A 20739-nucleotide genomic window follows, 5' to 3' on the forward strand; every position below is an offset into this window, starting at 1 on the left:
TCATGACTTTATTGGTCCAGCTACGACAAGGACGCAAATGAACGGAGTACTGATATTCAGGGATTTGCGGCAGCGTACAGTCAAGGTCATGCTGATTTCATTGCTGATTGCGGTCAGCAGTGTTGCCACGATAAGTCTTTTTTCTGAGCATTTGCAGCAAACATTACTCAGCTCTGCCAATGCCTTTCTTGCAGCAGATCGGCAACTGAACAGTCGTAGCAGTGCGCCGATCCCGAGTGAGTGGATAGGGCAGGCCCAGTCACAAGGTCTGAAAACCAGTCTGGTGGCTGAATTTTCCACCATGGTGGCAAGTGATTCGGGCTTTCATCTGGTTGCGGTTAAAGCGGTCGATGATCAATACCCATTAAGAGGAGAGCTGGACTGGCAGAGTGATCTGGATAGCCCTCGGCAATCGATTATGCATGGCCCGGCGCGAGGCGAAGTTTGGCTGAATCCCCGGCTGATGAGAATGCTGGAAGTATCATTAGGTGATGAAGTCGAAATAGGGGTAACGGCGTTCAAGGTGAGCGGCCTTTTGGTGCGTGAACCGGATGCCAGAATGAATTTATCGGCACTTGCACCCAGACTGATGATGCATTTTGATGATGTGCCGTCCACCGAGGTGATCCAGCCGGGCAGTCGCATTCGGCATCAGGCATTGTTTGCTGGCGCAGAGTCAGCGCTTGTCGATCTCGAACAATGGCTCGAACCGCAAATTGCCGGAGAGTTTCGTTGGGTTGATGTGCGACAGACTGAAAGTCTGGGCGAAGCACTGGCGCGAGCCGAGGCGTTTTTAATGCTGGGTGGCAGCTTGGCCGTTTTACTGGCGGCAGTTGCGATTGCTGTTTCCAGTCGAGAATATGCGCGCTCACAAAGAGATGTCGTGGCGCTTTACAAAACCTTCGGCATGACCGGACGGAAAATCCAGCAACACTATCTGTTCAGGCTGGGGCTGTGGGGTGTTTGTACGGCGATTTTGGGACTATTACTGGCGATACCTGCCGCCTTGTTATTGGCCAGCATAGCGGCCAGATTGATGGATCAAAGCTTGCAGTTTCAGTGGTCACTATGGCCGGTCTGGCCAGCCGTGCTGACAGCCGCTGTTGTCTTGTTTGCCTTTGCCTGGCCAGCCATCTCTCGATTGCGTGATATTCCGGCAATGCGGGTATTCAGAAGTCTTGAACAATCGAAACCGGCCGCTAGCCTTGTCGAAACCAGCCTGGCACTGTTGGCCGTGTTTGCCTTGATTTGGCTATACACCGCTGATGGCCTGCTGGTGCTGGCGCTGTTTTCTGGCTTGTCTTTGTTGTTAGTGACTCTGGCCACAGGCAGTGCCGTGCTGTTGAAGCTTCTCGGCAAACTGTCATTTACCTGGCAAAGCTGGAAGATGGCGGTTATCCGACTCAAACGTCATCGCTCCGCCAGTCTGGTTCAGTTAACGGTGTTTGCAATGACGCTGATGCTGGCTTCGACACTGATTCTGACCAGGACAGCTTTATTATCCGACTGGCAAGCACAACTGCCGGAAGATGCCCCCAATCATTTTCTGTTGAATATCCCCGCTGATTCGGTCGAGTCAGTTGAAGCTTTTTTGACTCAACATGACATCGACCAAAACCCGCTTTATCCGATTGTCCGCGGGCGCTTAATCGCTATTAATGGCACATACGCCAATGAGTGGATTGTCAACCCGGAGCAGGTGAGTGAGTTGAACCGGGAATTGAGTTTAACTGCAAGCAGTGCACTGCCAGAAGATAATAGCGTCCTGGCAGGGCAGTGGTTTACTCAGCAAGAACGTTGGGGTGTGTCTGTTGAACAATCCATTGCTGAAACGCTCGGTTTGCAGATAGGTGATGAACTGCAATTCAGTATCGGTGCTGAGGTTATCAGTGAACCTGTGACCAGTATCAGAAGTGTTCAGTGGGACAGCATGCGGCCTAATTTCTTTTTCATGTTTCCTGAACAGGGCGCGCTGACCAACCAACCAGCCACATGGCTGACCAGCTTTTATCTGGCAGATGAAGACAAATTGATCCTCAATGATTTTGTCAGGCAATTTCCCACCATTGCCTTGTTAGAAATTGATCACATCATTGAGCGTATTCAAAACATCATTTCTCAGGTCAGTCAGGCAGTCGAAGCCATTCTGGTGATGATTCTGCTGGCGGCATTGGCGGTGATGTTCTCGGTCGTCAGTGCCACACTGGCAGAGCGTCAGCGAGAGGGCGCGTTGATTCGCACACTTGGTGGAACACAGCGATTGATGAATCGAAGCATCATGCTTGAGTTTGCCATGATCGGCTTTTTCGCTGGACTTGCTGGTGTCATGGCTGCAGAACTGGCGGTGTGGGGATTGCAATATCGTTTGTTTGAGGGTCAGTTTCAGTTGCATTGGCCACTGATATTGGTGGTGCCAGTGGTCAGTGCTGTGTTGATTGCAGCCTTTGGAAGATGGCAGTTAAAGCCGGTATTGGAGGTATCGCCGATGTTATTGTTACGACGTTTGGAATAATTCAGGCGGCATCATCTGCGGCACGGCAAACCCGGTTACGCCCTGAGTTTTTCGCCAGATAAAGCGCCTGATCGGCACGGCTCATCACCTGTTCGGCACTGCTTTGCGGTGTAATTTCGGCAATGCCAATGCTGACAGTTAATTGAATAGACAAAGTGTCCCCCAGATGCAGCTCGGTTAGCTCGATGACATTTCGCAAGGATTCGGCAAAATGATGTGCTGCTTCAGCATCGGCACCTGGTAGCAGCAAAGCAAACTCCTCACCACCGACACGTGCTGCGACATCTGTATCTCTGAGTCGTTGACGAATAATATCGGAGAAAGTTTTCAGGGCAGTGTCGCCTGCTGCATGACCAAAACGATCGTTGATATCTTTGAAATGATCCAGGTCCAGCATCAACAAGCTGGCCGGATTCAAAGAACGCTGAACGCGACTGATTTCTGCTTCCAGTCTTTGAAAAAAAACTCGCCGATTGGCCAGGCCGGTGAGATAGTCCGTGGTCGCCAGTCGATTCAACTGCTCAGTGTCCCGGGCACGTTCGATGGCGATGCCAGCAAGTTCGGCAGCATGGCGAATAATGGTGAAGTCTTCTTTACCGGGGCTGTGAGGTTCACGGTGGTAAATGGCAAAAGTGCCTAGTATTTCACCTTGTGAGGAAAATATCGGTGCTGACCAGCAGGAATGAAGTCCGGCTTTTTGGGTAAGATGAAGAAAGTCCTGCCAGTCAGGGTGATTGTTGATGTCTTCGGCAATGACAATTTCCCCGGTAACCGCCGCCGTTCCACAGCAGCCGATACCAATTTCAGCGGTCAGTTTTTCAACCTCCTGCGTGTAGAAGTCGGGCAGGCTGGGAGCCGCTCCATTTTTGAGTTTTAGAGTTTTTGGCTCCAGTAACTGGATGCTGCACAAAGCTTCTGGTTTTGCTTTTTCGATGCCTGAAACAATGGTGTGCAGAATAAATTTTAACGGCATGCCGGTGGCGACCTGCGACAATGCTTCGCTGCGGGTTTGTTCGAGAATTTCGTTGCGTTTATGCTCGGTAAAATCCAGACAGTGGCCGATAAAACCAACAAATTGCTCACCTCTGAAGCGTGGTGCGCCATGACAAATTATCCAGCGATATTCACCATCGTGACGTTTCAGTCGATAGATAACTTCAAATCGCTGTCGAGCGGTGAAAGCCTTTCGGTAAGTGCTGATGCATCGGCTGATATCTTCAGGATAAACCGTTTCAATCCAGCCAAAGCCGGACAGTTCGCTCAACTGTTTGCCGGTAAACTCAAGAAAGGGTTGATTAAAGTAGTGATATTTCTGATCGCTTCCAGACATCCAGATCATCGCGCTGGCGGACTCTGAAATATCTTGAAGTAGTGACAGCGCCGCTGTTAACTCATCGGTCACTGTATTTAGTTGTTCAGCCTGTTCCTTCAGCGACTTGTATTCTTGTTCGTTGAGCGTGATCATCGAACTTACCCTGAGTGGTCAGCGGAAAATCCTTTAATCGCCCTGAAATACATCCCTACATATTACTTATAAGCCTGTTCTGATGAGTTCTGCAAGCTCTTGAAGCGAAGAAAGCGTGTGATCCGGTCTGCCACCCCAAGGGTCATAGTGTGTATTTTGACTGCGTTGGCACCAGATTGTTTTTATACCGACGGCATTCGCGCCTATTAAATCAAAGGCATTACCGGACACCAGATAAACTTTGCGAGCGCTGGTTTTGCAAGTCTCGATGAGATGGTGATAAACCTTCGGATCCGGTTTGAAACTGGCCACGGCATCAACACTGATAATCTGGTCAAAATATGATTCGATTGAAGCATGTGATAGTAATTCATGCAGCGTTGCTGACTCGGCATTACTGAATGTGACCAGTTTTACCGGCAGTTTGCTAAGCTCCGACAGGCACTGTCTGACATCGCCATAAGCTGGCAAATGCGCATAGGCATCCATCAACATGTGTTTTTGTCGCTCGGTGGCTTCGATTTCAAACAGGGCGCAGCAGTAGTCAATGGCATCACGAGTACATTGATCAAATCCTGTGTATTGGCCCATCAAAGCCCGGCGAAAAGTGTATTCAAGCTGTTTTTGCCTGAGCGTGGCGGCAAAGCGTTCAGTGTTGATATTGGGGGAGAGTTTGGCAATAGAATGATGCGCGCCATTCATGTCCAGTAAAGTACCATACACATCAAAAGCAATCGTCAATGCCATTGTTCGCTCCGAGCTTTGTTTCAAATACTCTATTGCATCGCGCTATTGCTGTCAGTTTCGATCACAACACAGTGCTTGCATGTTGATATCCGGGTGCGGATCATGTGCTGAATTGTGCTGTCATCATTTAACTTGTCGGGTATAAAACGATACGTGCGTCTGCTTCTGCGAATAGCCGCTTGGCTGATATTATTCTGGCTGATACTCAGTGTACTGGTGGTTTTGCCATTTCGCTGGGTAAATCCACCTCTAACCATGGTGATGTTTGATCGCTGGTTAACAACCGATAACCCCGAGTTTCGTCTCTATCAGAATTGGCTGAGCTGGGAGGATATTCCCAAACATGCTGCGCTGGCAGTGGTGGCTTCTGAGGATCAACGTTTTCCGCTGCACCGTGGTTTTGATGTGGATGCGATACAGCAAGCACTGCGTGAACGTGAGCGGCGTGGTCAGTTACGTGGTGCCAGTACTATCAGCCAGCAAGTCGCTAGAAACATGTATCTGTGGACGGGGAGAAGCTGGTTCAGGAAAGCACTTGAAGCCTGGTTCACTGTACTGATCGAGTTTTTCTGGGGCAAGCAGCGAATTCTTGAGGTTTATCTGAATATCGCAGAGTGGGGCGAGGGCATTTTTGGTCTTGATGCTGCCAGTCAGTATCACTTTGGCCGTCCTGCATCACAATTGACACGTATGCAGGCAGCCTTGCTTGCCTCAAGCCTGCCCAGCCCATTGGGTTACAACCCTTCAAGTCCGGGCCCGCGCTTGCAGCGTCGGGCCGAGTGGAATCTGGAGCAACAACGTAGATTGGGCGGCGAACAGTGGTTAAGACCACTCAGTGAGCCAAAGTAGTAACAAGGCGTCAATAAGCCCTAGTGTTTTTGAACGCGAGATTGAACCAGCTGGCTGTCCATACGCCAGGGTTTTCCCTGACAAACTGTGTAACAGGGGCAATTGTGGGTACAGCCACGACAAGGTAAGCGTGTGCTGCTATTGTGCGGTAAATCGTTTTTTTCGTTGGTCATAACATTTCCATCAATGATTTCACGCAGCCTCTGACAGAGATGGCATCATAAAATTCCATTTCTCTGAGGCTTTATCTCAGCCAGCGCACAGGCAAATAAAGATGACAAAATCAGGCACGCACTTTCCGACACATCGAGCCTTCTACTTGTTGGCACTGGTGTGTTTTTTATTGGCAATGATTCCCGCTGAGGCCGGACTGACTGGACGCCAATTAAGTCAAATGCTGACGGTGACCTTGAGTGTGTTTGCCATTGCCAGAACACTCAATGCGGTTATTTCCGTCGCGCAGGGTACAGAAGTTTCAATCGAGCCGATGGGGGTTGGATTGACGCTGACTCCTGGCCAGATACTGGATCCTTTGAATGATCTGATTGAGCAGTTCTCATTGATTTTACTGGTAGCCTCAGCGTCCATTGGCTTGCAGAAAATCATGCTTTATATCGGCGATATCTGGGCCATCAGACTGGTACTGGCTGTGTTGTCGATACTGGTTTTTCTGGTGTGTGTACGCGGTTTATGCCAGGCACGAATGCAAAAACGACTGGTTAAGTTGCTGGTGTTTCTGACCTTGTTACGACTATTAATCCCCATTACGGTCATGGTGACCTGGCAAGCACAGCAATGGCTGCATACTGAACGTGAACAACGGGTAGCGCTGCTGGTTGAAGTTACGGAACAAGTCGATACATTGGGCCTTGAAGTCACTGAAGGTCAACGATCATGGAGTCAGAACTTACGTTCCCGGCTGGATATTTCAGCCAAACTGGAAGCAATAAAACTACGTGCCGATCGAGCTGTAGAAGCCACGGTGTTTCTGGTTGCCGAGTTTGTGTTGGTGATGGTGTTGTTGCCGATTTTGATGCTGTGGTTGTTTGTCAGAATGATTCGACGTATTGATTTATGGATTAAGTGATACTAATAAAGCAAATAAAAACAGCCTGTTGAGCGTAAATCCTCAACAGGCTGAACCGTTTTTAAAGAATCGCGTCGAGTTTTTTTTGCATCTCTTCACGCGAAGGCCGAAGCTGAGCCAGTCCTCTTTGCATACGTCGCTGACCAAGTAACAACACCAGCGGAGAGGCAATCAGTACTGATGAGCTGGTGCCAATAATGATGCCGAAGATCATTGGGATGGCAAAACTGGCAACGGCATGACCGCCAGCAATCGCCATCGGTAACAGCGCCAACAGGGTTGTGACCGAGGTAAATACCGTCCGGGTCAAAGTAGCACTGATACTTTCATTCAGCAGCTGCATTAACGGTTTATCAGGGGTGGCTCTCAGGTTTTCCCGGATGCGATCAAAAACCACCACCTTGTCATTGACCGAATAACCAATCAAAGCCAGCAGCGCAGCGACTGCCGTCAGATTGAACTCAATACCGGTCAGCGCAAAAAAGCCAATGGTTTTGGTCAAATCAAGAGCAATGGTGGTGGTCGCAGCCAGAGCAAAATGAAACTCGAAACGCACCCACAGATACGCCAACATGCCCAGACCTGCAAAAACGATAGCGAGAATGGTTGCATCGCTGAAATCACCACTGACTTTGGGGCCCACCATCTCAACTCTAGGAAACTCGGCAGCATCCGATAATGCGGTGAGTGCCTGTTTGAGTTGCTGCAGTTGGTCACCGCTGGCAATTTGTTGAGCGTCTTTCATCGGCAGACGCAACAAATAATGTCCGGCATCGCCAAACTCCTGCAACTGCGTTTCATCGAGCCCTGCCACGTTCAATGCCAGCCGAACCTGATCCACATCGGTACCGGGAATTTGGCTTTCGACCACAATACCGCCGCTGAAATCAATGCCATAGTTCAGGCCGGGAGAGATGAACAAACCAATCGAGGCGATAGACAACAGCGCGGATGCAGCCAAACCGATTTTTCGGCTGCGCATAAAGTTGATAGTACGACGACTGAGTCTGTCCAGCGCTTTGATGCCGGAAATGCTCAGATGCAAACCTGAGTGCTTTCTGGCTCGCCATTCCATTAACAAGCGTGTCAGCGAAATAGAGGTGAACAGCGAGGTCAGCAAGCCAATCGCAATGGCCACAGCAAAACCGCGCACCGGACCGCTGCCGAACATGAACAGCAAGCTGACCGCAATCAATGAGGTGATATTGGAGTCCAGGATGGTGCTATAGGCGCGTCTAAAGCCAGAATCAATAGCGTGCCAGGCTTTTTTGCCACGTCTGATTTCTTCACGGATGCGTTCATTGATCAGAATATTGGCATCTACTGCCATACCGATGCTGAGAATAATCCCGGCAATCCCCGGTAATGTCAGTGTCGCCCCAAGCAAACTGAACACCGCAAATATCAACAACAGATTGACCAACAAGCCAATGCAGGCAATCAAGCCCCACACACCATAGATAGCCACCATGAAAAACAGCACCAGAACTGCGCCGGTGATACCGGTGAACAAGCCCATCTGAATAGCATCACTGCCGAGATCCGGGCCAACGGTACGTTCCTCAATGACCAGCAGTGGAGCGGGTAGTGCGCCGGATCTCAGCAATAATGCCAATTGGCTGGCTTCACGCAAAGTAAACTGACCACTGATTTCACCGCGACCGCCACCAATGACACTGCGAATCGACGGTGCAGTGATAACTTGATCATCAAGCACGATGGCCAGTTGTCGATCGATATTGTGAGTAGTCATGTCAGCAAACTGCCGGGCGCCTGTTTTATCCAGGGTAAAACTGACCACGGGTTGTCCTGTTTCCTGACTGAATGCCATGCGCGCATCACGAATATGTTCGCCTTCCATTGCGATACGTGATTCGATTCGATAGTGTTGCTGTCCGGAAGGATCTGTCAGTTGCAGAATATTGGCTGAACTTGTGCTCAGTTCATCCACCACCCAGTGAAAAGTCATACTGGCGGTAGTGCCCAGTAAATCACGAATCGCTTTGGGGTCATCCACACCTGGCAGCTGCACTTGAATACCTTGCTTGCCATGGCGGGTAATGCCCGGCTCAACCAGACCGGACTCATCAAGCCTTTTTCTGACGATCTGCAGACTCTTTTCAACAGCCTCATTCACAGACTTATTGATATATTCTTCGGTCGGCAACAGTGTCAGGTGATCGAGCCTGGCTTCAACCCGATACAGCGGTAAGCCACCCTCAGGGTTTTCGATAAGTGGTCTGATTAGGCGTTTCATCGCCGATAGATCAGCCAGATCGCGCGGATAAATTTCGACTTGCTGCTGATCGCTGTTGATGGCGCGCACAAACAAGCGTGCCTCACGCAGATTATCAGTGATGAGTTCTGCCAGTTGCTGATGCTGGGCTTTCAGCAAGGCTTCACTGTCCACCTCAAGCAGTAAATGTGAACCACCGCGTAAATCCAGCCCCAGCTTGAAACTGGTGGTTTGATACCACTGTGGTAGCTGATTCAGTGTGCTGTCAGGCAAGAAGCTAGGCAGGGTAGACAGCAGCCCCAATAAAATGACCAGACCATAAACTATGGCCCGTTTCGATAAAGATCGCATAGGACATCCTTAAAGTAATTCTGAAAAAGTGGTTTTCGGAATGCCTTAGCGGATGGGCGGTGCGCGGGGAATTGCCAGAACAAAACGTAGTTGTCCTGGGTGGATTAGGTGGTTTGCAAAAGCTGCCAGCAATAGACCGAAGCAGATAGCTCCGGTGTTGATACTGAGCAGTAACAGATCGTGAGGTTCACCATCACTATGCTGAATTTTGCTGATGTCAGCGAAAATAAAGCCATGCTGTTGATGCTCGCGGATGAGCGCCAGTCGTTCGGTTTGCTCACCAACAGCATTGAGCTGGTCGTTGGCTTGCAGGGAAGTGTATAAGCTACCATGCAATATCAGGCTGAGAGACAGTACAAACAGCCACAACCAGGCCAGCCGGAGGCCAGTCTGTTGTGGAGCTGCAGTGCTATCAGAGTCTGACATCAGACCTAAGATTCCTTTGAGTCATCGAAGTAATTCACTTCGAATGGGAACAGCCAATAAGACATGACTATCTCGCCATTGTGGTGGCAAAATCAGCAAATTCAAGCGACATGCCTGATTATTTTAGTAGTCGTTATACAGCGATTCGTAAAGTCTGCGTTCAAATGCCCGGAGCGGTTGGCGGCGATTACGATCATCTGCAGGGTGATAGTTAGAGATGATTTGCACAAAATACAAATGCCGACCTGAACGCGCCTGAATGCGCCCGGCCAGGTTATAGGTGCCATAAATAGCACCGGTTTTAGCGGCGATTTTACCTACCAACAGCTCATGGGAAACGCTGGGACGACCACGCAGTGTGCCAGAGCGGCCCGAAACCGGCATGGTGGAAACCAGGCCCAAATCCGGGTTTTTGAAGATATATTGCACGACTTGCATCAGTTGCGAAGCTGTCATTCGATTGTTTCTGGATAAACCTGAACCATCAACAATGATGGCAGAGTCCAGATCAATGCTGGCTTCACTTCGCAAAATTGCCTTGATGGCGGCTGCACCATTTTCAAAACTACCCGGTTTGTCGTAGTAGAAACGACCAATGGTTTTAAGCAGGTTATCTGCGATCAGATTGTCTGAGTCTTTGACCATGGTATCGATGAGTTCCATCATCGGCGCAGAGCGATGTACTACCAGAATTTCATCACCTTTTACCCGGTCGTTACGAATAATTTCGCCATTGAGTCGAATGCCTGCGCGTTGCAGTTCTTCATTGAGGATTTTGGCGGTGAACACCGTCGGGTTTTGAATCGCCAGGTGGAAGTTAACCGGCAGGCGGTGCGTTTCCAGACAGCCGCCCACCGTGTAATTATTTTGATTATCGGCAATTAATTTCAGGCCACAATCCACGCTCAGATACTCAAGCCCCTGACGCATTGAAATGTCACCTGCCCGAATATTGACTTGCTCGGGCGCTGTGGCGCGTACGCCGGTGATGGGAGGTTCAGAGGTCGCTTCAAGTCGACCATAAACACAATTACCATTGAGCGTCAGCGCACTTGAGGGGGCGCTGTAACATACCCCCATGATATCCCAGGGAACACCAATCGCACGTTCAAAGGTGTCAAAAGCAGCGCCATTAAGATAGACATTGCCTTCAATGCTGTCCTGATAGCTTTTCAGTCTTTCTACCAACACTCTGAGCTGACTGCGCGTCAGTGTCGGGTCGCCGGTAAAATGGAAAATGATGTCCTGATTATTGCGTTCTACCCGTGTCTCAAAGCGATAATCTTTCAGGTAAATCGCAGCGGCAAGCGCGGTGACCAGTTTTTGAGTGCTTGCAGGTTGTCTCACTTGATCGGCATATGAGGAATACAACACCTCATTGCTGTTGGCATCCACCACCATCAGGGCGACGTCTGTGCCGTCGGGCAAGCGATGACCATTAAGCGCAGGGTGCGTCAGATCTTTGAGGGATTCCTGAGCATGAATAACAGGAGCGAGCAGGGAAAGGGAGAGAAGGCTGGCCAGAATGAGTTTCATAGATGTCTGTGTGTGTCATGAAAAAGCAATCAGACCATGATAGCCAGCCTCCCGCCATTCGTCAGTCAGTTTTTGCAGAGAATTTTGCAGGCTTTGCTAAGTGCTTGTCTGATCAGAGTGTTTCGCTGAGCGATAAAGCACGATGCTGAAGCAGATCTTTGGCTCGGCTGAGTGCATCGCGATTTTTGACATGTACGATCAGTGTCCAATGACGCTTTTGTGAAGCTTCTGTCGTTTTGTTGATCATTAAATCGTGATCAGGTCGGATTGACACCACGCCCGCCAGCATCATACCTGCCAGCATGCCAAAGAACGCCAGCGCGAGCACCGTGGTGATAGGACTTGCCTGAAAGTATAGTGGACCCACACTGATCAAAAAGCCAGCCAGAATAACGCCGGTGGCAATACCCGCCAGTCCAAGCCAGAGATGTGACTTGATGAGCGTTTGATAAATACCCGTGCTTTCAGGTTCGATTTTTTTGCTCAATGTGTCATCTTCAGGGCGGATGATGTTGATAGAATCCGCGGTGAATTCGCCTTCTTTGAGCAATGTTTTTTCAGCGTTGATGGCGGCGCTTTTGTCTGCAAATACCGCGGCCAGCTTATGCGATTTTTGTTCTTCGATAATATTGACTTCCATTTTGCATGTCTCCTGTGTTTTGAATACAAAAACACGGATGATCGAAGGTTTTTTTTCAGTGATAACAGTGAACAAAAGATCTGCAAAACCTTCGAGCACACGCTATAAAGATGGTCAATCTTAAGTACGGAAAGTTTCAAACCAGCAGTTTTATACGCAAGTTTTCAGTCATATATTACATTATAAACATTAATTTAAAGTGGTTTATTAATGTTTTTTGTTATCTTTCGCTAACCTGAAAAACACCGACTAACTGGCTGAGTTTCTCGGCAGTGTTTTTTACCATGACGGCACGTTGTTGCAGGGCATGGACCGAACTGTTCATCTGCGCTGCAGAGACGCCTACCTGACGCGCGGTATCTCCATGCTGCTGACTGTTGTAATCCAGTTGCTGGATAGTGGCAAACATAGTCTCAACCAGTTCGTGAAGTTGAGTGTTTTCTCCAGAAGCTTCTTCAGCCATTTTGAGACTTCGGTCAACGTTGGCAACGCCGGTTTCCATAAATTTGGCGGCCTCCTGGGTTTCTTGTTGCATTCCCTCAATCATTCGCTGAATCTCATCAGCAGAACTGGCGGTCCGCATGGCGAGGCCTCTGACTTCTTCTGCGACCACCGAGAAGCCTCTGCCATGTTCCCCTGCACGGGCTGCTTCGATCGCGGCATTGAGTGCCAGCAAGTTGGTTTGATTAGTAATGTCGGTGATTACGCTGATGATTTTGCCGATGTCCTGTGTCCGGCTATTGAGCGAATGCACGGTATGCGCTGAAGTATCAACAACATCACGAATTTCCTGAGTTCCTTGCCGCACCGATTCAAACTGTTCACGTGCCTGACGTACCACCTCATCCATGGTTTGCTTCATAGCTTCAGCGGTGGTCGCTGCCTGTCCAATATCAGCAATTTGCTGTTCGATAAGGCCAAGCATTTGTTCAATAGCTACGGCAACTTCTGTGGAAACCTCATAGGCCTCACGATTGGTTTGCAGCATGACCTCATTACTGGTTTTAACTTGATCACTGGTTGAAATGACTTGCCCGACAATGCCATCCAGATTGTCGATAAAGCTGTTGATCCAGCGTCCTATATCGCCACTTTCATCATGTGCCAGCTTCTGAGTTTCAAGGCGTTGTCTCAAGTTTCCTTCACCTTCAGCGATGGTTCTTAATACTTCTGTCATGGCGTTGAGTCGGCTAGCCAGACGTTTGGTATTGAGTTTTTGCAGCATCATGGCAACGAGGGCCAGTGTCACCAGAGAAATACCATCAATTGCCGGTTGTGGCAGTTGGGTCAAATACTGAAGCCCACTGTTTACGCCCAATAAAGCCAGCATGGCAAATACAACACCGCGCATCAGGCTGATATTGACCGAACGGCGTCGGTAGACTTCTTCCAAATCGCCCTCACACATCATGCCCCATGTATCCATTGAGCCTTTCAATTTGAAGGTGACACCTTTGCCGATCACTGGGATGTGTCGATAATCGGAGTAACCGGGGTAGGTGACAAACAGGTTCTCATCGTTGTGAATCGTTTCTCTGACGCCGGGATGTAATTGTCCGGTGGCCGGATCAGTAAAGCGAATTTCAAACTCGGTATGTTTGTTAACCTTGACTACCCCCCAACGGGTATTGATGCCACTTTTGAGATTTTCACCGTGTGAGAAGGTGCTATCTTCAAATCGAGATCGCGACAACGCAACACCCGGCTGAATGGTTCCATCAAAGCGAGAGCTGACCATGAAGATATAGTTATCGCCTGACTCTGGATAGATATGGCCGGCTTCGCGCTGAATCAGATCGCCCATCACATCATTGGGTACGCGTCCGCATAACACACCAACGGGCAAGCCATCTCGAGTCAGCGGCTGGTAAAACATCAGGGTGACTTCATCATGAAAGCTCGAGGATGAGGGCCCAAGTTGCAGGGTGAGGGGATCAACATAGGGGCCATGCAGAAACTGTTGAGTCAGGCCTTTGTTAACGGCTTTGGCTGACAAATCATTCTGACCGACGTGAGCTGGCCAGGTTGAGTGCGTGACTTCGCCTTGTGTATCAATGATAAAAAGCTCGGAGAAGTCCGGTGCAGCCTTGAGCCTGTCATGCAATGTAGAAATATCGACTTCAGGGTATCGGCTCATCAGATCTTCGGCCAGCAATTCCAGCTGTAGCCAATGACTGTCAGTCCACTGATGCAGTAGCTTGACTCGAGTTGCTGCGATGCCTTCGAAGCTTTTTTCTACCGCTTCGTAGTGACTGCGATTTAAAAAACAGGCCCAGGCCATTTTGAATTTGCCTGTCGGCCCAAACCACGGTAACCAGCGACGTTCTGCCAGACTTAAATTCATGGAGTGACTTTTAAGTGTCATTGAGGCTTGCCTTTGTTGTTGTCATTTAAATCAGCCATGGCAACTTTCAGGCCACATCAGTCAATAGCTAAAATCAACAGCTTATCTGCGCTTTGGCGCGACGATTGCACTTAATCTGTGCAGTCTTTCCATACCATGATTCATTTACAGTGCACGCTAAAAAAGCATTTTAAATATCTGTTTTTATTGGAAAATGTGAACTTATTCACATTCGGGGCTGCAGGTATATCCGCATATGAAAAAATAATTCTTGTGAGTAACTTCGAGCCCATCATAGAATGCGGTTTTTTCTAGTGATTCAATGGAGAGTTTCATGTCAGAACCTGTTTGGTTTAGAACCGCCGAGGCCACTGTTTTTGCCAGTGATGATCAAGGTACCGATGCGATGCCAGAAATACTGATTGGCAGTGTAAAAGGACCAGCAGGTCAGGCTTTTGCCAATCTGATGGGGCAAACCGAAGGGCACACCCGAATGTTTGCCATTCGTGCCACCAATCAGCAAGTCAAACCTGCCACTTTGATGGTGCCCAAAGTCACAATCAAATCCAGTGCTTATGTTGAATTACTGGGTGGACCGGTGCAATCTGCGGTGGCCGATGCGGTACTGGACAGCGTGATTGAAGGTGTGATTCCTAAAGAACATGCGGATGAGCTTTGCATTATCGCGATGTTGTGGATCGCACCGAGTGCAGCGGCTGATCCCGATGTTGACCGCAAAGATCTTTACCGTACCAACTACGAAGCGATGAAACTGGCCATCAAACGTGCCATGACTGGCTCACCAACCATTGATGAACTGATTGAGAACCGTCAAAAGATTCATCATGAAATGTATGATCCTGAAACCGGTGAATCCATCTGGTAGGTCGACTGATAGTCAACAAAAGCCCCGTCCATGACGGGGCTTTTTTTTTAAACTTTTTCAGCCGGTGATTTCTCAATTTCGGCAATAATCCTTTTTTGCAGTTCGTTCACCGCTTGATCTCGGGCTTCTTTGTTTTCTGCGATAGACTCAATGACGATTTTTCGAAGTTTCTGCCAGATGAGCTGGCTGACACTGCTTTGTGAAAGCATGGTCAGGTAACTCGACAATTGCTGATTAGATTGATAGCCAGCCCATGCCGGATAATCTCTTGCCTTGAGTAGCGGCTTGTTGATTTTGCCACCAAATGCGAGCCTTTGACCGTGTTCGCTATCAAGCGCCGCCATTCTTCCGTGACCACGATGTTCAAGATGTTTGATCAGAGCCAAATTTCGACTGGCGATCAGCAAGATAATCTCGTCAGCCAGCGCAATCAATGTCGCTTGGCGCACTTTATCCAGATAGATATTGCGTAACATCCGTCGTGCACCGAGCAAACCGCCGGCCAGGATGCCAATAAGGGTCGGCATGCCCAATGTCATGCCGGCAGTCATCAGATCGATGGTAATGCCAATGCCGGCACCGCCTGCACTGGTTTTGACCACATCAAAACCTTGTTGCTTGAGTGTCTCAGCATCAAATGGATCTCGCTGCCAGGCCATGTTGGCAAAATCCTCATGCAATTGGCTTCCATGCAGCTTGGGATCATAGTTGTAAGAAGCAAGAATCTGTTCGACGCAAGCGGATTCCTGCTCTCGGACAAATTGCTGAAGTTTGGCCGTCTGTTGTTGTAGTTTGTCTGGCTGATCCTGGGCGGCAATATCTTCAGCCGCGGCGAGGCAAATCAGTGTTTCAGCCAGCGCAAAGCTTGCTCCTTGCAAGCGCCAGTCATTTTCCTGCTGACGTGCTTGTGCCAGTTGCTGGATAGCCGCTTGCCAGTCAGGCAAGACATTGGTCAGGGCGCTGTAAAGCAGTGATTCAGCTTGCCAGTCATAGACAACAGCATCGAATGCCAAAACAAGATGCTGACCGATATCGGCCAGTTTCTGTCGCCATTCATGACCGCGATGTTGTCCCTGGGTAAAGTTGAGCAGACAGATAATCGGTTTGCCACACAAGCCAAGCAGATAAATTTCATCCAGATACTTTTCCAGCACGGGTTCACGAGCATCGATAATGTAGAGCAGGGCATCGCACTGTCTTGCGGTATTGAGTACCAAGACTTCAAAGCCGTATTGCTGCTGAATTTCAGTGTCCTGAAGTGCTTCAGATAAGGCTTCTGACTGATCGCGTCGATTGAAAATCTTCGGATTTAATACATCGCGCAGCTCAGGTGCGCTTTCAAATCCAGGGCTGTCATAGATGTCGATGGAAAGTGTCTGCGAATCCAGCAGCCGCATTTGCTCAATGGTGCGGGTAGTACCAGACAATGCAGAAACCTCGCCAAACTCATGACGTCTGCCCAGTGTTCTGAGCATCGAGGTTTTGCCGGTATTGGTATGGCCTGCGACCAGCAGTTGCAACGTCATGTCTGTTGCTCCCGTTCTGCTGCATTCAACACATCATTCACATTGACCTTATGACTGCAATCAAAATCAACCAGGGCAAGAGCATGCTCATGTGCTCTGGTTTGCCAGTCGATCAGTCTTGAATGGATATCCACCTGGTGAGACTCAGCAATCGCTTGCTCACACAGCACAATCAGCACTCGGCCTTCGGCGATATCCTGAATGTTTCTGAGTCGTTTTAATGTGGTGTTATCGGGGCTGCGGGCATAAGAGCAAAATGCCAGCACATCGACAGGTTTTTCCAGGCTTTCCAGTGCTGTCAGCGCGGATTGGTATTGTTGACTGTTTATCAGATGACCCAGATCTTTGACTGTGTCTTCTTTAATCAATGGCCATCGGTCTGATTGATCCAACTCGATGCCGATACTGGCAATGGTGTTGGCGCCTGTATGAGCTGCGCGGTCTGCGGGTAGTGGATAGCGCGGCGCAAGCATAGGCTGCTGAGACTGCTCTGACAATGATTTAATGCGTTTCAAGGCCTGACGAAACAGGGGATAAGCATAATTGTCGGGCAGATTTTTCAGAGACTGTCGTAACTTGACTTGTGACAGGGCAATAAACGCCAGTCTCGGCACGATGCCATAGACCACAATGCTCATTAGTAACAGCTGCGCCCATACTGCCCGGTCGGTTTGAATTGACGATTGATCTAACTGTGCGCTGGCAATTAGATCTGCGTTTAAAGGGATGCCTGCCAGCGCCGCGGGTAGTGCAAAACTGATTTGTACAAAAACTGCAATCTGCTGACTATCAAGCAGGGTAGAGCCCCAGTAGAAATCATATTGATAAAAGCTCAGTCGGAATAAGGTGCCCAGCAGCGCGCCCAGAGAAAAAAACAGCCAGCTGCTGTGTGTTAGTAAGCTCAGTTGCCAAGGGTTTACCCATTGACGACCTGCTCGAAATACGGCGTTTTGATGGACTGATGGTGCTGTATTTGCAGCGATCATCAGTTTGCTCAGTAAATGAGTGGCCGCGTTGACCAGGCGCCCCAACATGCCACCACTGATGCTATCTGACTGGCCAAAGCGTAACAGGCTGACTCCAAGCCACAAGCACAAGCTGAACATCGGCAGCAAGGCACAAAATAGCGTCACACTCATCAAGTTCACATGATTTGCTGTCGCCGTCAGCAAAGCAAAAGCGGAAGATGCGCCGACCAAAAAAGCCACCAGCCAAAAAACAATACGTGCCATATCGAAATAGCGGCGATAGTCGTCAATGACGGTAATAAGCTGACTGCTGATTTTCAAGTGTTCTGTAAACACGGCCAGCTTCTCGGCATCATTTCCCTGACAAGCTGACGCTGCCTGAAGCGCCTCATTATCGTTGAGTAATGCTTGTTGATCTGGGTGATGGGCGAGTGCGTTGTCCAACAGCCAGCGGTTAAGTTTGTCTTGCACCAGGATGTCTGTTCCAGTTTGTGGATTGTTTCGATTCTACATGGGCTTGTTTTCGTATAGGTAGAGCCAGCCCTTAGTAATGCGATAAATCAACCAGATTGCATTGAGCAGCAGGATAACCACACCAATAAATACTACAGTCAGAAGTGCACCGATGACTGCCCACAGTAAACCAAACCAGAAAGTGCGGATCTGCCAGCGGAAATGAGACTCCAGCCAGGTGCCTGCGACATCATCACGCTTGATGTAGTTGATGATCACTGCGACCAAAAAGGTGATACCCAGCAGAAATGATGCGGCCTGCAGGCCGTAAACAACCATGGTGATCATTTTTGCTTGGTTGTCTGCAGCATTGTGTTTGTTGTTATTTTCAGGCATCAACTGAGTGTCGGCCATTACATTACCTTTGAGAACAAATGGTGTCGGGGTGCTTACTGTAGATCAAATCGAATCTCTGGCAGCTCAGGTCGCCATAGATCAATTGCATCCAGGACAGGATAGCGTTATCTGATTGTTTGGCAATTGTTCGATGGAAATCGTAAATTAGTGTTTACTAAATTAGATAATTCTAATATTCTATAGGCATAAGCAATATGAGGATTACACGATGAGTGTCGAGAAAATAAGCGCAGAGCAGTTTTTGCAATTACAGCCTGCTGAGGATTTGTGTCTGCTGGATGTCAGGACAGCAGCAGAAGTCAGAAACGATGCATTGCCTGGGATTATTGAAGTCCCTGTTGATCAACTGGACGCAGAAAAATTCAAGACAATTTTGCAGCAGCGAGACCATTCAGGGCCGGTCTATCTGATTTGTCAGTCAGGCAGAAGGGCTGAGATTGCGGCCAGCAAACTGGCTAAAGCCATAGAAAATCCATTGCTGATTGTCGAAGGCGGAATGGCGGCTATTCGTCAGAAGAAAAAGCCGACTACGACTACGACGGGAACGATGATCAGTCTGGAACGTCAGGTGAGAATAGCCGTTGGCATTCTGATTATCCTGACGGTACTGGCAGGTTTCATTTTCAGTCCGGTGTGGTTTGGCGTAACCGGTTTGATGGGGCTGGGGTTGTTATACGCGGGCATTACCGATAACTGCATGCTGGGCATGATCATGGCCAAAGCGCCCTGGAATCGCTGAGCATCATGTTTTTGCTGACGGGCATATTGATTGGGCTGGTACTGGGACTGACCGGAGCCGGTGGTTCGGTGTTTGCCGTTCCGTTATTAATCATGCTAACCGGCATGTCTGTGCATCAAGCGGTCGGACTGTCATTGGGCGCTGTTGCGGTGACTGCCATGTTTGGTTGTTTACGTGGCAAAACCAGAAAAACCATGTTGCTGGTGCCCGCCATATTGTTATCAATTTCGGGCATGTTGCTGGTGCCAGTAGGGCAGTGGTTGGCTAGTCAGCTTGATGCAATGGCACTGGTGATTGGTTTTGCCATATTGGCGATTTTAATTGCCATCCGGATGTGGCGAATGGCCGTTCGCAACCCCGAAAGCTCGGCAATTACCCGTGCCAGTGACTTAACAATTGATAGCAGCCAGGGATTGTTGTGCAGATTGAGTCCCAGCGGTCAGTTTCAGATGCGTCCCCGTTGCATGAGTGGTTTGCTGGTTGGCGGTGCTGTAGTAGGCGTTTTGTCAGGCATGTTTGGCGTCGGTGGTGGCTTTTTGATTGTGCCATTGTTGTTGTATCTCAGTCAGGTCACTTTCAGACAAGCCGTAGGAACATCGTTGCTGGTGATTACTGTGATCAGCGGAGTTGGCTTTATCAGCTTTCTGTTGATGTCCGAATACGCACAAAGCTTGCCGGTAAATCTGATGCTGTGGTTGATGGCGGGCGGTGTGCTAGGGATGATTTTTGGACAATTACTGACAGATAAAATCGCCAATGCCCGTTTGCAGAAGATCTTTGCCATTGCCTTGATAGTCATCGTCAGTGTGATGACATTAAACGCCGTTTTAGGAGGATAGTTCTATGATTTTCAGACAATTATTTGAGAAAGTTTCCAGCACCTACACTTACCTGATTGCTGATGAAGTCACTGGCGAAGCCTTGTTGATCGATCCGGTGCTGGAAGAAACCGACATGTATCTGCGGCTTCTGAATGAATTGGGGCTGACGCTCAAAGTCGCCATGGATACTCATACGCATGCTGATCACATTACAGCGCTCGGCAAATTACGCGAACAAACTGGTTGCCTGAGTTTGATGGGCGCACAGGCGCAATCAGCTTGTGCCAGTGGACAGTTTGAAGATCAGCAGATCATCAAAATTGGTCAGCTGCAAATCAAGGCACTGCACACGCCCGGTCACACAGATGACAGCTACAGTTTTGTGTTGGAGCATCAAGACCAAACCTATCTGTTCACCGGCGACACTTTATTGATTCGTGGTACCGGTCGTACCGATTTTCAAAATGGCAATGCGGATGACCAGTTCAACAGTTTGTTTAATGTTCTGTTGCAACTTCCTGATAACACATGGGTTTACCCTGGCCATGATTATAAAGGCTGGATGGTCAGCACACTTCATGAAGAGAAGCAGCACAATCCAAGGCTTCAGGTCAGTAATGCCATGGAATATCGACAAATAATGGACAATTTGAATCTGGCGAATCCGAAAATGATGGATGTTGCCGTTCCTGCCAATCGTGCCTGTGGAGAGGTGAGTCTCTGACCGAGTGGAAGG

17 protein-coding genes are annotated in these 20739 nt (G+C 49.0%); 7 read left to right on the top strand and 10 right to left on the bottom strand.

Annotation, left to right across the window (positions count from 1 at the left end; genetic code table 11):
- Positions 1–37: 37 nt before the first annotated feature.
- Positions 38–2512, top strand: a complete 2475-nt coding sequence (locus tag MPL1_RS07415) for an ABC transporter permease (RefSeq protein WP_009726507.1) — start codon at positions 38–40, stop codon at positions 2510–2512.
- Position 2513: 1 nt separating this feature from the next.
- Here MPL1_RS07415 and MPL1_RS07420 read toward each other — a convergent pair whose 3' ends face one another.
- Together MPL1_RS07420 and MPL1_RS07425 are read right to left on the bottom strand one after the other, a co-directional pair.
- Positions 2514–3977, bottom strand: coding sequence for a sensor domain-containing diguanylate cyclase (locus MPL1_RS07420; protein ID WP_009726508.1), 1464 nt, complete (start codon positions 3975–3977; stop codon positions 2514–2516).
- Positions 3978–4043: 66 nt separating this feature from the next.
- The gene (locus MPL1_RS07425) at positions 4044–4724 is read right to left on the bottom strand and encodes a haloacid dehalogenase type II (protein ID WP_009726509.1); all 681 of its coding nucleotides are present in this window, start codon (positions 4722–4724) and stop codon (positions 4044–4046) included.
- A 153-nt stretch (positions 4725–4877) separates the two neighbouring features.
- Between MPL1_RS07425 and mtgA the strand changes: the two genes are divergently transcribed.
- Together mtgA and MPL1_RS07435 are read left to right on the top strand one after the other, a co-directional pair.
- Positions 4878–5573, top strand: a complete 696-nt coding sequence (gene mtgA, locus MPL1_RS07430) for a monofunctional biosynthetic peptidoglycan transglycosylase (protein ID WP_009726510.1) — start codon at positions 4878–4880, stop codon at positions 5571–5573.
- A gap of 274 nt (positions 5574–5847) precedes the next feature.
- Complete coding sequence (locus tag MPL1_RS07435) at positions 5848–6660, top strand: hypothetical protein (protein ID WP_009726511.1); 813 nt, start codon at positions 5848–5850, stop codon at positions 6658–6660.
- A gap of 61 nt (positions 6661–6721) precedes the next feature.
- Here the strand turns inward: MPL1_RS07435 and secD are convergent, their stop codons facing one another.
- The 5 genes from secD to MPL1_RS07460 form a co-directional block, all read right to left on the bottom strand.
- Positions 6722–9247, bottom strand: a complete 2526-nt coding sequence (secD, locus tag MPL1_RS07440; RefSeq protein ID WP_009726512.1) for a protein translocase subunit SecD — start codon at positions 9245–9247, stop codon at positions 6722–6724.
- A gap of 45 nt (positions 9248–9292) precedes the next feature.
- Positions 9293–9673, bottom strand: coding sequence for a hypothetical protein (locus tag MPL1_RS07445; protein WP_009726513.1), 381 nt, complete (start codon positions 9671–9673; stop codon positions 9293–9295).
- A 123-nt stretch (positions 9674–9796) separates the two neighbouring features.
- Positions 9797–11209 (bottom strand): D-alanyl-D-alanine carboxypeptidase/D-alanyl-D-alanine endopeptidase, encoded by a 1413-nt coding sequence (gene dacB / locus MPL1_RS07450; protein ID WP_009726514.1) that lies wholly within the window; start codon positions 11207–11209, stop codon positions 9797–9799.
- 112 nt (positions 11210–11321) lie between these two features.
- Entirely contained in the window at positions 11322–11849 is a 528-nt protein-coding gene (locus MPL1_RS07455; protein ID WP_040576987.1) for a hypothetical protein, read from the bottom strand.
- Between the two features lie 220 nt (positions 11850–12069).
- Complete coding sequence (locus tag MPL1_RS07460) at positions 12070–14214, bottom strand: methyl-accepting chemotaxis protein (protein WP_009726516.1); 2145 nt, start codon at positions 14212–14214, stop codon at positions 12070–12072.
- 313 nt (positions 14215–14527) lie between these two features.
- Between MPL1_RS07460 and fae the strand changes: the two genes are divergently transcribed.
- On the top strand, positions 14528–15079 hold the full coding sequence (gene fae, locus MPL1_RS07465) for a formaldehyde-activating enzyme (RefSeq protein ID WP_009726517.1): 552 nt from the start codon (positions 14528–14530) through the stop codon (positions 15077–15079).
- A 47-nt stretch (positions 15080–15126) separates the two neighbouring features.
- Here fae and MPL1_RS07470 read toward each other — a convergent pair whose 3' ends face one another.
- Genes MPL1_RS07470 through MPL1_RS07480 form a run of 3 tightly spaced genes read right to left on the bottom strand, consistent with a single transcriptional unit; the run spans position 15127 to position 18440 of the window.
- Entirely contained in the window at positions 15127–16605 is a 1479-nt protein-coding gene (locus tag MPL1_RS07470) for a DUF3482 domain-containing protein (protein WP_009726518.1), read from the bottom strand.
- Complete coding sequence (locus MPL1_RS07475) at positions 16602–18044, bottom strand: DUF2868 domain-containing protein (RefSeq protein WP_009726519.1); 1443 nt, start codon at positions 18042–18044, stop codon at positions 16602–16604. Before MPL1_RS07475 ends, MPL1_RS07470 begins: the two co-directional genes overlap by 4 nt.
- 36 nt (positions 18045–18080) lie before the next feature.
- On the bottom strand, positions 18081–18440 hold the full coding sequence (locus tag MPL1_RS07480) for a DUF4870 family protein (RefSeq protein ID WP_009726520.1): 360 nt from the start codon (positions 18438–18440) through the stop codon (positions 18081–18083).
- A 211-nt stretch (positions 18441–18651) separates the two neighbouring features.
- On the opposite strand from MPL1_RS07480, the gene MPL1_RS07485 reads away from it, so the two are divergent.
- From MPL1_RS07485 to MPL1_RS07495, 3 genes are read left to right on the top strand one after another with little or no spacing between them, the layout of a single operon-like run.
- Complete coding sequence (locus tag MPL1_RS07485) at positions 18652–19182, top strand: rhodanese-like domain-containing protein (protein ID WP_009726521.1); 531 nt, start codon at positions 18652–18654, stop codon at positions 19180–19182.
- A 5-nt stretch (positions 19183–19187) separates the two neighbouring features.
- Entirely contained in the window at positions 19188–20021 is an 834-nt protein-coding gene (locus MPL1_RS07490; RefSeq protein WP_009726522.1) for a sulfite exporter TauE/SafE family protein, read from the top strand.
- Positions 20022–20025: 4 nt separating this feature from the next.
- Positions 20026–20727: an MBL fold metallo-hydrolase gene (locus tag MPL1_RS07495; RefSeq protein WP_009726523.1), complete on the top strand. Its 702-nt coding sequence runs from the start codon at positions 20026–20028 to the stop codon at positions 20725–20727.
- Positions 20728–20739: the final 12 nt, after the last annotated feature.

The sequence above is a fragment of the Methylophaga lonarensis MPL genome (assembly GCF_000349205.1).
GTDB lineage: Bacteria > Pseudomonadota > Gammaproteobacteria > Nitrosococcales > Methylophagaceae > Methylophaga > Methylophaga lonarensis.